Annotated in this window: 10 protein-coding genes; 6 read left to right on the plus strand and 4 right to left on the minus strand. The window is 60.7% G+C overall.

Annotation, left to right across the window (positions count from 1 at the left end; genetic code table 11):
- Positions 1-27: 27 nt before the first annotated feature.
- Positions 28-507 (minus strand): VOC family protein, encoded by a 480-nt coding sequence (locus tag ACMGGN_RS07760; RefSeq protein ID WP_046785979.1) that lies wholly within the window; start codon positions 505-507, stop codon positions 28-30.
- Between the two features lie 121 nt (positions 508-628).
- A complete protein-coding gene (locus tag ACMGGN_RS07765; RefSeq protein WP_204918139.1) occupies positions 629-2,248 on the minus strand; it encodes an NADP-dependent glyceraldehyde-3-phosphate dehydrogenase in 1,620 nt (539 codons plus the stop codon).
- A gap of 138 nt (positions 2,249-2,386) precedes the next feature.
- On the opposite strand from ACMGGN_RS07765, the gene ACMGGN_RS07770 reads away from it, so the two are divergent.
- Positions 2,387-3,988 carry a putative bifunctional diguanylate cyclase/phosphodiesterase gene (locus ACMGGN_RS07770; protein WP_115274609.1) on the plus strand — a complete coding sequence of 534 codons (1,602 nt, stop codon included), beginning with the start codon at positions 2,387-2,389 and terminating at the stop codon, positions 3,986-3,988.
- 6 nt (positions 3,989-3,994) lie between these two features.
- On the opposite strand, the gene ACMGGN_RS07775 is transcribed toward ACMGGN_RS07770, so the two are convergent.
- Positions 3,995-4,531: a hypothetical protein gene (locus ACMGGN_RS07775; RefSeq protein ID WP_414156641.1), complete on the minus strand. Its 537-nt coding sequence runs from the start codon at positions 4,529-4,531 to the stop codon at positions 3,995-3,997.
- 2 nt (positions 4,532-4,533) lie between these two features.
- Positions 4,534-7,782, minus strand: coding sequence for a dermonecrotic toxin domain-containing protein (locus ACMGGN_RS07780; RefSeq protein ID WP_414156642.1), 3,249 nt, complete (start codon positions 7,780-7,782; stop codon positions 4,534-4,536).
- A gap of 313 nt (positions 7,783-8,095) precedes the next feature.
- On the opposite strand from ACMGGN_RS07780, the gene ACMGGN_RS07785 reads away from it, so the two are divergent.
- The 5 genes from ACMGGN_RS07785 (at position 8,096) to ACMGGN_RS07805 (ending at position 12,955) form a co-directional block, all read left to right on the plus strand.
- Entirely contained in the window at positions 8,096-9,244 is a 1,149-nt protein-coding gene (locus ACMGGN_RS07785) for a GNAT family N-acetyltransferase (RefSeq protein WP_237858602.1), read from the plus strand.
- 74 nt (positions 9,245-9,318) lie between these two features.
- Positions 9,319-10,437: a glycosyltransferase family 61 protein gene (locus tag ACMGGN_RS07790; RefSeq protein ID WP_115274612.1), complete on the plus strand. Its 1,119-nt coding sequence runs from the start codon at positions 9,319-9,321 to the stop codon at positions 10,435-10,437.
- 339 nt (positions 10,438-10,776) lie between these two features.
- On the plus strand, positions 10,777-10,953 hold the full coding sequence (eppA, locus tag ACMGGN_RS07795) for an EPS-associated small membrane protein EppA (RefSeq protein WP_168216558.1): 177 nt from the start codon (positions 10,777-10,779) through the stop codon (positions 10,951-10,953).
- A gap of 303 nt (positions 10,954-11,256) precedes the next feature.
- On the plus strand, positions 11,257-11,814 hold the full coding sequence (locus ACMGGN_RS07800; RefSeq protein WP_119687157.1) for a polysaccharide biosynthesis/export family protein: 558 nt from the start codon (positions 11,257-11,259) through the stop codon (positions 11,812-11,814).
- Between the two features lie 25 nt (positions 11,815-11,839).
- The gene (locus tag ACMGGN_RS07805) at positions 11,840-12,955 is read left to right on the plus strand and encodes a hypothetical protein (RefSeq protein WP_115274613.1); all 1,116 of its coding nucleotides are present in this window, start codon (positions 11,840-11,842) and stop codon (positions 12,953-12,955) included.
- The last annotated feature ends 13 nt before the right edge of the window (positions 12,956-12,968 follow it).

Genomic DNA, 12,968 nt, shown 5'->3' on the forward strand with positions numbered 1-12,968 from the left:
CAAGCTTCAGGCAAAGTCGCGCCGCTTTCAACCAGTCGCTTGGTTGCCTGCGAACAGTTTGGCGGCGCGGGCGCGGATTTCGTCGGGGCTGAGGTCTTCTTTGTGGGTAGAGACGAACCACATGTTGCCGAACGGGTCTTTCAACGTGCCGCTGCGGTCGCCGTAGAACTGGTCCTTTACCTCATGCAACGGGGTGGCCCCGGCGGCAATGGCCTGGGCGTAGACCTTGTCACAGTCCTCCACGTACAAGTGCAGGCCAATGGCGACACCGCTGAGTGACTGGCTGGAGGTCAGGCCGCCCGCCATGTCGCACGGGTCGGCGAGCATCAGCGACGAATCGCCGATCTTCAGCTCGGCGTGCCCTACGCGGCCGTCCGGGCCTTCGAGGCGGAACATTTCGACCGCGCCGAAGGCTTGCTTGTAGAAGTCGATGGCCTTGGCGGCATCCTTGATGCCCAAATACGGGGTAATGCTGTGCTGGCCTTCGGGAATGGGGCGGGCTGCCATGTTCGACACTCCTCTGAAATGAATGCGAAAGGGGCAGGTTGCGCCCCTGTTGCATAAAGTCGGTCAGGCAGCTCGAGAATCGACAGCTCAGGTAGATCGTTTGTCTATAAGCAGGGCCCGTTCAGAAGATGTAATCGGTGGTGAGGAACGTCGACTGCCGATTACGGATGATCTCGCTGATCAGCTCCTTGTTGGCTTCCTGGAAGCGGGTCGCGACCAAGGTGCGTATCGAGAACACACGCAGGGCGTCATGCACCGACAAGGTACCCTCGGCGCTGTTCTTGCGACCATTGAAGGGGTAGGTGTCAGGGCCGCGCTGGCACTGGGCATTGAGGTTGATACGGCCCACCTGGTTGGCAAAGATGTCGACCAGGCTGCCGATGGTCTTGGGGTCGTTGCCGAACAGGCTCAACTGCTGGCCGAAGTCGGAATCGAGCACGTAGTCGATCACCGTCTGCAGGTCGCGGTAGGGCACCACCGGTACCAAGGGGCCGAATTGCTCTTCGTGGTACACCCGCATGTCACCGGTTACCGGGTAGAGCAGGGCAGGGTAGAAGAACGAACCGCGACTGTTCCCGCCACCCTCGTTGACCACCCGCGCGCCTTTGGCCGTGGCATCGGCCACCAGGGCGTCGAGGTAATCGACCTTGCCCTGCTCCGGTAGCGGCGTCAGGGCCACATCCGGCTCCCAGGGCATGCCAGGCTTGAGCGCGGCGAGCTTGCGCTGGAACTTGTCGAGAAACGGTTCGACCACGTCTTCATGGACGAACAGGATTTTCAGTGCGGTGCAACGCTGGCCGTTGAACGACAGCGCGCCGGTGACCGCTTCTTCGACCGCATTGTCCAGGTCTACCTGGGGCAGCACGATGCCGGGGTTTTTGGCATCGAGCCCTAGCGCGGCGCGCAGGCGGTGCGGGCGCGGGTGGAGCTTTTTCAGGTCGCTGGCGGCCTTGTGCGTGCCAATGAAGGCGAACACGTCGACCTTGCCGCTGGCCATCAAGGCACTGACCGTTTCGCGGCCGCGGCCATAAATGACGTTGATCACCCCCGGCGGGAAGCTGTCACGGAACGCTTCGAGCAGCGGGCGAATCAACAGCACGCCGAATTTGGCCGGTTTGAACACCACGGTGTTGCCCATGATCAGCGCGGGGATCAACGTGGTGAAGGTTTCATTGAGCGGGTAGTTGTAAGGCCCCATGCACAAGGCCACGCCAAGCGGTGCGCGGCGGATCTGGCCGAGGGTGCCCTGTTCGAGTTCGAAGCGGCTGGAACGGCGGTCGAGGTCTTTCAGGGCGTTGATGGTGTCGACGATATAGTCGCAGGTGCGATCGAACTCCTTCTCGGAGTCCTTGAGGTTTTTGCCGATCTCCCACATCAGCAGCTTTACCACGGCCTGGCGCTGTTCGCGCATGCGCGCAAGGAAGGTTTCGACATGCTGGATGCGTTCGGCGACACGCATGTTCGGCCAGGCGCCGCGGCCTTTGTCATAGGCCTGCACGGCGGCGTCCAGTGCCGTCAGTGCCGTATCAGCATCGAGCAGCGGGGCGCTGCCGAGGATGACCTGTCGCTCGCCGTCACCTTCTTTTAGCCAAACCGGGCTGCGCACGGTGGCCAGCGGGCCGTCCCAGCGCCTCAGTTCGCCATTGACGAGGTAATCGCGTTGCTCCAGGGGTTCACCCAGCTGCCAAGGCGTGGGGACATCCCCGGCAGCAGGGAACAGCGAATCGAGCAGGTGGTCCATGTGTACTGCACCTCACAAGTCTGGGTAGGTGAATCGCTTCAGCTTCGAGGATGCACCCGGCGAAAGAAAAATACCAGTCTGGCTCAATATTGCCCGCAGTGCGCCGATACATAAGCAATCGAGCGCATACGAAGGCCTATGACCCCGTCCAATACCCCACTACCTGATGAACCGCCGCCCACCGGCCAGCTGCGCCGCTTCCTTGGCAGCCTGATGCCGGTGGGCTTCGCCCTGGCCGGGATCGCCCTGTCGGTGCTGCTGGGCCATCTGGACGTGCAGCGCCAGCCTGACGGCCTGATGGCCAGCCCTCTGGTCTCGCCGCTGCTCTGGTTCGCCCTGGCCTGTACGGGCTTGACCAGCCTGTTCCTGGCCCTGATCAACCGCAAGCAACGCCAGCTGCAGCAACGCAATCGAGAACTGCGCAGCTCCCAGGCGCAACTTGAGCGGCTGGCCCACTACGACACCATCACCGGCTTGCCCAACCGCGTGTTGTTCCAGCAGCAACTGGCCGATGCCATTCTCAAGGGCGATGGTCTGGCTGTGTTGATGCTGGACATCGATGGCTTCAAGCAGGTGAACGACAGCCTCGGCCATGCCATGGGCGACCTGTTGCTGCAGCAAGCCACCGCGCGTTTTTTGCAGGAGCTGGACGCGCCTGACCGGGTGTGCCGCCTTGGCGGCGACGAGTTCGTTTTCATGTTGCGCGGCACCCAGGGCCAGGTGAGCCACCAGGTGGCTCACCTGCTGCGCTGCCTGCAACGCCCGTTCGATCTCAATGGCAGTACCGCACTGGTGACCGGCAGTATCGGCCTGGCCAGGTGCCCCCAGCACGGTGAGGATGTCGGCAGCCTGCTGCGTCACGCCGATACGGCGATGTATGCAGCCAAGGAAAGCGGGCGCAACGCCTGGCGCCCCTACCACACCGACATGACTGCCCGCCTGCAGCAGCGCCTGGAGCTTGAGCGCAACCTGCGCCGTGCCTTGCAGGCGAACGAGTTCGAGCTGTGGTATCAACCCAAGGTCGACCTGTTCAGCGGCTGCCTGCAGGGTGTCGAAGCATTGCTGCGCTGGCGGGACCCTGTTCATGGCCTGGTGTCACCGGCCGAGTTCATCCCGCTGGCAGAGCGCACGGGCCTGATCATTCCGCTGGGTGAGCGCGTGTTGGCGCTGGCTTGCGCGCAGATGGCCGCCTGGCGCGACGAGGACCGCGTACCCGGGCCAATGGCGATCAACGTGGCGGCGCTGCAGATCGAGCGCAGCGACTATGTCTCCAGCCTGGCCCAGGCGCTGGAGTGTCATGGCCTGGCGCCGAGCCTGCTGGAAGTGGAAATCACCGAAAGTCTGCTGATGGAAAGCCAGCAACAGGCCTGTGAGGTACTGGCCCAATTACAGGCCATGGGCGTGACCACGGCGGTGGACGACTTCGGCACGGGTTATTCGTCACTGGCTTATTTGCGAGCGCTGCCGATCGATCACCTGAAGATCGACCGTGCGTTCATCAAAGACCTGCCGGACGATGACGATGCAGTGGCCGTGGCCCGGGCCATCATCGACCTGGGCCATGCGTTAGGCTTCCGGATCACTGCCGAGGGCATTGAAACCCAGGAACAGTATGACTTCTTGCGCAACGCCGGTTGCGACCAGGGGCAGGGCTATCTGCTGGCCCGGCCAATGCCGGCGGCGGACCTTGCGCGCTGGCTGGCGACCCGTGCCGAGCGGGGCCGCCAGGGCAGTGCCTGAAGCGGCTCAGAGATCCAGCAGCAAGGTAGCCGGCGAGTCTAGCGCCAGATCGCGAAAAGCGGGGTCTGCATCCATGCGTTCGAGGCAGCGCCACAGTGCCTCCAGGCCTGCATCGAAGTCATCGAAATCGGCGATGTCCTCGATCAGCTGGCGCAGCTCTCGCCGGTAGTGCAACGGCACGCGCGCCCACAAGCGCAGTCGCTGTGCGCTGGCATTGGCCAACAGCGGCTGGTAGTCGATATCGGATACCAGAAGGTCAGCTCCATGAAGCTGGAAATAATCCTCAATCTGCTCGCGAATGGGCAGCCCTAGCGCCGGGCTTTCCAGGGCCAAGGCATTGGCGCTGGCCGCGGGCAGGGTGAACCCCTGTGGAAGGCGCTGGAACTGGTTCTCGGACAGGTCGATGATCAATACCGACTCCAGTCGTTGAAGGCCTTGTGGGAGTTCGGTCAAGCCGCAGTTGACCATGAACACCGAGCCGAGCCCTGGAAGGTTCTGCAGGTTCGGCGCGTGGAGCAACGGGTTCTCGGAGAGATCCAGCACCCTCAACCCGTCCAGTCGTTCCAGTGCTGCCTGTGAGCGTGCGTCCCAGCTATGCGGTTATGTTCAAGGTCAAGCCATTGCAGGTTGCCAGGTACCCGAACCTCTGGAACCGCGGCGAAGCGACAACGGCTCAAGGTCAGGCGCTGCAGTTCGGGCAGGCACTGCAGCCATTGTGCGGGCAACTCGCTCAGTGCGCTGTTACCGCTGAGGTCAAGGTCCGCGACGTGGTTAAAACCTGCTGGCAGCGTGAGGGTAGCCAAGTCGCTGTTTTCCAGTTCGAAGTTTTTCAGGTCCAGGGAGTGAATGCGTTGGCCGGTGGACAGCACACGTATCGAATTTTGCTGCCAGGCGTTGAGAATCCTGCGCACGGCGGGCTGGCGGCGGGGAACGGCCGTTGCCCATCGATCGAGGTCGGTGCGCAACTGTCTCAAGGTGTCTTCACGAATGCGCAATTCTGTCTCTGCAGAGCGCATCGTGTTACGCCAGTCTACCTGTAAGCGCTCGGCCTGCTCTTGGGTGATGCTGGGGTAGAGCCTGCGCAAGCGCGCCGGCACGCTTTGGTTGAAGAACGGCGAGGCGGGTGCCAGTGGAGTGACAGGTGCGCCACCGCGCAACCTGTGACGCGGGGTAGGGCGCTTGGCCTGTGGCCCCCAGAGGCGCATCGGCCACTTGCGCCGCTCGGCAGCGGCCAGGCGCTGCGTGCGCTCGCCCAGCGCGCCAGCACTGCCCCACGCGCGCTTGAGGTTTGGTGGCGCTGCGGCGTACAGCGCCTGGTACGCATCGGCATGCACTGGCCTGGCAACCGGGCGTTCGCCATTGAAGACCTCGTAGCCTTGACCCGACCTGAGCAACAGGCAACGCTCGCTGGCCTGTTCGTCGCCGATGGCCGCCAGCACGGTGCCCTCTGGCGTGGCCTCGCGGATCTCAACGCGCAAGTGCTGTGGCCAGCCGGAGTACCGTTGCATGCAGGCGAGCAGCAAGCGTTCGCTGTCGCGGTTGGCCAGGCGCGGCTGATACAGGCCTTCCAGGGCACGGACCAATGGCAGATCCCGGGTGATCTGTTCGGCTTCCAGGTGCAGCCAGGCCGGTAACGCTCCTTGCGCTTGCCAATTGGCCAACGCCTCCGGTGAGAGCCGAGCCAGCAGACGCCTGGCAAGCGGTGGGGTCAATGGCGCGTAGGTATCGCACATCCGCTGCTCGGCGGCGCTTGTCGTACGGCCGTAAATACGCGTCAGTGCTGCGCCGTCCAGCTCGGGCATTTGCTTCGCCAGCGTAAAACGCTCCAGCGTATCGGCAAGCAGTGCAGGGGTGGCTTCACCGGCCAGGTGTACTGCCTGCAAACGTGCCCGGTCCACACCACTGATGACCATGGCCTGTTGCAGTTGCGCATCGTCCAGTGCATCCACAGGCAAGCCCAGGCGGCGCACGCACTGGCTGTCGGCCCAGTCCTGAGGTGCCTCGTGTTCCGCGCGCCAGGCGCCTTCGCCGTTGTGTTCCAGCAGCGGCCGGTAGGCCTCGTGGTCACTGGGGTGGACGATCCTCCAGCGTTGGTCGGTGCCGTCCAGGGCAATTTCATAGTGTTGGCCATCCAGGCGGATGAATTGTCTGCCCTGGTGGGTTCGCAACCCTTGCGGGTTGGCTTCAAGTTCTGCTGGTAACTGCACGTTGCTCGCATAGCCCTTCAGGTCTGCACGCCAGAGCCGTCGGCTGCCGTCCCGCAGTTTCACCGGTTCAAGGCTCTCCATCAGCGCGCTGTTGAACAGCCTGGGCAGCACCTTGCCTGCTGCATGCAAACCGCCGATCGCAGCAAGGTTCAGGCCTACCGCCTCAATGTGCTGCAAGGCCAGGTGGCGGTCGCCAATGCTCCAAGCCTGGTAACCGTCGATCACCTCCCCAAGCAACTGGCAGGCGATGACCCCTGTCAACAGGGTGCCAACCCCGGGTATGAAGAAACCTGCAACCATCAGTGCGTCCAGCCCCATGCTTTGCCACTGGGCGATGCGCCGTTGGTGCGCTTGCCTGTCGACCTCTGCGGTAGGCACTGCCACGGCTGCGGCCTCGGCCTTCAGGCGTGCCACATGATCGCCATAGAGGAAAGCCAGCAGTGGCGCCTCGATGGGGGCAAGGGTCAGGTGCAGGTCGGCGCCCTCGCGCATCGACCACCGTTGATCTGCGGGGCTGTTACCTGCGGCGTCGAGGTTCTGGTGCAACAGGTCGAGGAAACGATAGCACTGCAACGATGAGACGTATCGCTGGAAACCCCGTCGGTAATCCGCTTGCAGCAAGTGGGTGGCGAGATGTGCATGCACGCCGGCAAGGCCGGGAAACTGCAGCAGGCGCTGCTCATCACCGGGCAGGTACATCAACAAACCCGCCGTGCCGGCGTCGATGATCAGCACTTCGTGCAGTGCGATGCCGAACAGCGATGGCTGCCAGCAGCGTACGGGGGCCTGTGCCAGCAGTTGGTCAATGACATCACGGCCGGCGCCGGTAATGGTGTGGCGCAGCAAGGCCATGTCGGCGGCAAGGCGCAGGCGGTCACGCAGGGTCGTCATGAAGGCCGCGCGTACCGGGCGTGAGGGCGTTTCGAAGATCGTCTGCAGGTGTTCCTGATAACGTTGCCCAATGTCCAGGTCCCGGCAACTGCGGGCGAAGCCGCTGGGAGCAAGCGGCAGCGGGTTGATACGGTATGACTCGGATAGCAGGTCGATATCGACCAGCGTTTCGCTGTCGCCCAACGTGGTCTGGCCGACGACCGTGGTGGCTTCGAACTGCGCATCACCGGCCAGTACCAGGGCGCTGTCGTGGCTGAACGTGGGCTGCTCTTCGAAGTTGTGCAGGGCGGCTTCGAGCAGGCTGGTCGCTTTGTGGCCGGTGACGTAGGTGCCGAAACTGAACCTGTGTTGAATATGGATGAACTGGGTACTGCGCAGCGGCACCGACAGTTGGTGCTCGGCATTCAGTCGTTGCTCGAGCAAGGCTTCGGCGAATTCAGCAATGTTCTGCAGCCCCGCCATGGCGCGCGCAAGTTGGTGTTGCGAGTCGTCCAGGCGGCGCTGGCTGGCAAGCACTGCTTCGCGCAGATCGGGTGCAGCATTGGCGAACCATGGTGCTTGACCCTCCAGGCCTTGCTCGGGCTGCACGCTCTCGCGCAAGCGCCGCCAATGCTCAGGTTGCACAGTTCTGGTCCAGGCCGGTAGCTGTTCCTGGATCAGTTGCTGATGAGGGTTTTGAAGGGCGAAATCAGTCATCGTCGGTACCTGCATGAGAGAAAGAGCCGATAGCAGGCGCCGTTTGCATCGTAGCGGTGAGGTAGTTAATTACCCATTGCAACAATCAATGACCCAACGCGTACAGGAAAGAAAATTGACGTCATGAAATGAAGGCAGGCGATTGCAAAACGCCGCTTGCTAATACGCGAGCTTGCATCTTAAATTGTTACTGAATGTTAGGCCGGCAAGGGGCAATGTTGTCGGATTATCAGTCGCTTACGTCATTGTCTCGAGCAATAACCCGCTTCTCTTCCGATAAGGCCGTTTGAATTCAAAGGACGTCGAAGAAGAAATGAAAGCGCACATGATGGCCATAGCTCGAAAACTCATCTCACCTTCGCTGCGTTACGAGATCAGAACCGTATCAAACGTGTTACGCGACATGCTTGGGCGGGCGTGCTTCTGGCATTGGGAGGTCGCCCGGTTCAGGCTGCAGCAGCAAAGCCTCTACGAAATTCTCTACATCGGCAGGAAGCAACAGCGCGAAATGGCCAAGCTGTTGATAGGCGGCAAAGCGCAACAGCAGGCACCAGCACCCGAGGGCCCGGCGGGCAGCGTGCCCAGCCGCGTAGTAGTCAGTGAGTTACCCACCCTCGGGGCACTGTCCGTACCGCACTACCTGAGTGCCGTCGTACCGCTTGGGCGCTCGCTGGACGATATCACCGCGCGCTATGACAGTGAGTTGCGCCGCAGTATCCGCAAGAACCGACCGCTGTACCAGATGAGGCAAACGCTCTCGGATGACGAAATTGCCATGGCCGACCGTGACCTGCTTCGGCCTTATGCCAGCGCACGGCAAGGCATTCATGCGGCACAGTTTCCCACCGAGGAGGTGTTTCGTTTGGCCAAGGGGGTAGGCCGCCTGGACTTGATCACCTTGGATGGCGAGGTGGTGGCCTGTCACCTGGGTTGTGAGATAACCCGGGCTGGCAAGCGCTACTGGAGCACCTTGCGTTTCGGTTACTGCGAAGCCGTGTTTTCCGATGCCAAGAAACTGCGTGAGGTCAACTCCATCACCACCTACCTGGCGTTGGAGTGGGCCTTGGCCAATGGCTACGACTATTACGACATCGGTCTTTGTCTGGCGCGCCCGGATGACGGGTTACTGAAGTGGAAGCGGCGGCGCGGGGGTGATATCGACTCGCTGGGCAACCACGCCTACATGTTCATCCGTCTACCCAAGACGGGAGTGGCCCAGTTTCTTTGGGACACGCCGCTGTTTGCGGTCGAGGGCAACAAGTTGACGCTGCACCTGGGTTTACCGGAAGGGTCCAGTGATGAAGCGCTTGCAAGCCGCTACCACGAAATGGTGTTTGGCGGCCTGCACAAGATATACCTCTATGGCAATAGAAGTTCGGGTGAGTTGTTTTTCGAGAACTTGCGCGAACGGTATGCCAACTTGAAATCACCGCCCACGATGGAAAGGGTGTTGTCCAACTAACTTAGCGTCAGGGCCGGCCTGGATAAGGACGTCGCTTGCGAGCTTTTTGGCGTTCTTATCATAGGGGGCTTGCCATGGGTAGTAATATTTCTGAGTTCAATTCAACGCTAATTACCAGCGAAACTGTCTGGACACTGGCCGCCTACAAACACATGGCCAGAAAGCGGCTTGCCCGTAAAGCCGATATCGACATAAAAAGTCGGGCGGTTAAAACCTGGGACATCGCGCCCGGCGAAACCACCGTCTCTCCACCGGCGTATTTCTTGCCCAACCAGCTGGAACGCGTGACCGGTTGGGAGGCCAAGCGTTTTTTTCCCCATGTACACCCCGCGCTCACCATGGAAGGCGGTATCCGTGCGCAGCAAGGCCCGACGCGCGGCTACCTGCTAAAGGATGTCTGGCTGATTGACGGGGCGTTATACAAAGACGACGCCAGCCATTGGCTGTCGTTGAAGCCCAGCACTTTCCCGCGGGTAACGGTGGACTACGAGATAGAGCGGGGTGCTGTGTATTGCACGCAAAACGGCAACACTTGGTTTGGTACCTGGTTGATGGAAGATTGCCCGACCTACGCACTGGCCTGCAACGAGGGCATCCCTGTTACCACGGCACCATCGGCCAGGTTTCCATTGTTTACCCAGGCCCCCGGCTATGAGGCGTGGCTGGACATGCAACCCTTGCGCTTGCGCAGCGCATTTTTCAAGGAGCTGGTGCTGTTCGACGACGTGAGCAACAACCGCAGCCGGCATCAGCGCTACCGTGCCATGGGCGACAAGTTGCTGTCACATGTGGACCCTGTAACGCACCCTGGCGTGTTCATTCTGCGCGGCTGTGAAGGCCAATTGCGCTTGATGCGCAACGAACTTGAGGTCGCCGAACACTTGCGCAAGTACCGTGGCTTTCGCGTGATCGACCCACTCAGGTGCGATGTACCGACCATCGTCGCGGCATGCGCGGGGGCCAGGACGGTGATTGGCGTGGAAGGCAGCCAGCTGGTTCACGGCGTCAATGTGCTGCGTTCAGGCGGCTCGCTGCTGGCGCTGCAGCCGCCTAACCGCTTCGTCAGCTACTACAAGTACCTGACGGACCGTGACCATCAGCATTTTGGCTTCGTCGTCGGCACGCCGCAGGGTGATGGCTTCACGATCGATATTGATGAGGTCGAACGTACCCTCGATCTTTTTCCGTCATAAGCGTGACGCTAAGCGCAATGATTCTCACTGTTTCTCGCCTATGAAACACATCGTTCAAGTCGTGCCCCGGTTCGACTACCCGCATGCTGGCCAGGGTGGGGCGCTGATGACATTTTATTTTTTATGGCATATCAATGAGTTGCTAGAAGCACGAGCGGGTGAAAAGTGCCTGCATCTTCTGCATGTCGATAATTTGACGAGTCGAGGGGCAGTCGATTGAGATTTATTATGGTGTCGGAACGTTGACGTAATGGCATCGTGCCCATAAGCTCCAATCAACAGCGATTCATTCCTCCGCCAAAAACCCATAATAAATTTTCCTCTTCGTAGGAGGGGACCATGCGCTCAACACTGTTCATCAAATCCATCTTTCTGTTGGTGTTATTGAGTGGTGCGGCACGGGCGGCTGATTCTTATATGAGCCAGGCAAATATTGTTCCCTTGGCAACGGCAGGCTGGGTGTTTGCGTTTGCGGTGATCGGCTTTGTCGCAGTTGCCAACAGAAAGAAAATTTGAGGACGCTGTTTTTACCATTACGATCAACTTAACCGTACTGCCAGTGAATTGACGCTAAATAATGGATGTTTGCGTCGAAGACGGGATTAGCCGCTTGTCAATTTTACAGCTGTTGCTATATTCCAGTAGCTGACGCCCCAGACGCAAATTGGCAGTGGCAGGCGAAGCGGCATTGCGGTAAAGGGCCTCCTGGATGCTTGAGGCCGTCGCAGCGCTGTAACGGCTGCGAAGTGGAGCGAGAGGTTTAGTGTCGTTCTCATTCAGTGCTCTTGAACCTGGGCCGCAAGGCCGGAGGGATCCCTCATGGCGCGTTTGCTGATTTCCATCTTTTGCGTATTCGTGACTTGGTCCGGCACCAGCGTGGCCGATCAAGGCAACCCGGCGTACCTGCTCAGCCCCGGTGACAGGGTGCTGATTTCGGTCTGGCAAGAGGACACCCTTCGCCAGGAAACCGTCGTACTACCCGATGGCAGCATCACCTTCCCGCTGGCAGGTCGAATCGATGTGGCCGGGCTGGACGTCACAGCGGTTGCCGACAAGGTCACTGCCGGCCTCAAACCCTACCTGGCAGATCCTAATGTAAGCGTCGTTGTCACGGGTACGGCGGGCAACCTTGTGTATGTGCAAGGCAAGGTCATCAAGCCAGGCCCGGTGCCCATGGCAGGCCCTACGGCGGTGCTTCAGGCGCTGAGCATGTCGGGTGGAATGGACAAATTCGCCGACGAAAGTGCCATCAAGGTCATCCGCGGCAGCGGCCCTTCACAAAAGGTATTGCCGGTGCGCTACAAGGATCTGGTTTCCGGGCGCGACATGTCCACCAACTTCCAACTTCAGGCTGGCGATACGCTGGTCGTACCTTGACCCTACCAATATATAAGAATCTCTAGTGCCTATTTTCCGACCAACGAATATTGCGACGGCAATCATGATGTTGCCGTTGTCTGGGGTGGTTCACGCCGCCATTTGGCAGTCTTCAGTCGTGGTGCCCACGTCTGTCGAGTACGACAGCAACCCATTGCTCCTGACGTCCGAGGAGAAAGGTGTGACGCGTACCATCATTGCGCCCGACTACAGCCTGATCGGTCAGTTCGACCGCGACCAGTTGCGTCTGGGCCTGGGTGTCAACGTGCTGCGCTCATCCGACCGGTCGATCGTCGATGACCGAGAAGACCCCAAGGTGAGCCTGGGGTGGCAGCGCGAGACCGAGACCGGTGGCTTTGGCTTGCTGGCGCGCTACGAGGAGAGTTCCACGCTGTCCGGTGCTGTGCAGGACACCGGCGTGGTCACCACCGACGGCACGCAGGAGATGTCCACGCTCGAGGCCAACTGGAGCAGCGCGGTGACCGAGCGCAGCACGCTGGCCAACGTCCTGACCTACTCACATGCCCGTTATGACATCAGTTCGTTGACCGGTTACGACGAGCTGTACAACACATCGACATGGACCTACGCCTGGAGCGAGCGCACCGACATCATCACCGGTTTTGACGCCAGGCGTTATGAACCGCAGGACGATACCACCGCGGTGTCCTCCAACAGCTACAGCCCGAATATCGGTGTCAGGCACCGGTTTTCCGAACGGTTTGAAGGCGAGATGCATATCGGCGTGAACAAGACCACGGGTTCTGGCGGCGGGCGCCGCGGTGAAGGTGGCATGTCGCTGTTCTACCGGGGCGATCGTGCCGATGCCACCTTCAGCGCCGAGCGCAGCACCGTTGCCAACGCCGAGGGCGGCTTTGCCGAACTCGACATGGTACGCGGCAGTTGGAGCTACCTGGTCACCGAGGTCGACCGCGTGGGCGTCGATGCGTCCTGGCAGGACAGCAAAGGGGTCTCGCCAAACACGTTACAAACGTATGGCATCTGGGCAAGCCGCGCATTTTCACCGGCCTGGGACCTGCGTTTCTCGTTGATGTACAAGCAGCGCCAGCAAGACGGCTTGCCCGATGCTGACGCGACCATTGCCGGATTGACGCTGACGTACAGATATCCCGACATCTGACTCTCGCACGGGT

Source organism: Pseudomonas sp. BNK-30 (assembly GCF_047456185.1).
GTDB lineage: Bacteria > Pseudomonadota > Gammaproteobacteria > Pseudomonadales > Pseudomonadaceae > Aquipseudomonas > Aquipseudomonas putida_E.

Coding starts and splice junctions, on each gene's coding strand:
- ACMGGN_RS07760 (WP_046785979.1), bottom strand. CDS start 507: ATGGCAGCCCGCCCCATTCCCGAAGGCCAGCACAGCATTACCCCGTAT.
- ACMGGN_RS07765 (WP_204918139.1), bottom strand. CDS start 2,248: ATGGACCACCTGCTCGATTCGCTGTTCCCTGCTGCCGGGGATGTCCCC.
- ACMGGN_RS07770 (WP_115274609.1), top strand. CDS start 2,387: ATGACCCCGTCCAATACCCCACTACCTGATGAACCGCCGCCCACCGGC.
- ACMGGN_RS07780 (WP_414156642.1), bottom strand. CDS start 7,782: ATGACTGATTTCGCCCTTCAAAACCCTCATCAGCAACTGATCCAGGAA.
- ACMGGN_RS07785 (WP_237858602.1), top strand. CDS start 8,096: ATGAAAGCGCACATGATGGCCATAGCTCGAAAACTCATCTCACCTTCG.
- ACMGGN_RS07790 (WP_115274612.1), top strand. CDS start 9,319: ATGGGTAGTAATATTTCTGAGTTCAATTCAACGCTAATTACCAGCGAA.
- eppA (WP_168216558.1), top strand. CDS start 10,777: ATGCGCTCAACACTGTTCATCAAATCCATCTTTCTGTTGGTGTTATTG.
- ACMGGN_RS07800 (WP_119687157.1), top strand. CDS start 11,257: ATGGCGCGTTTGCTGATTTCCATCTTTTGCGTATTCGTGACTTGGTCC.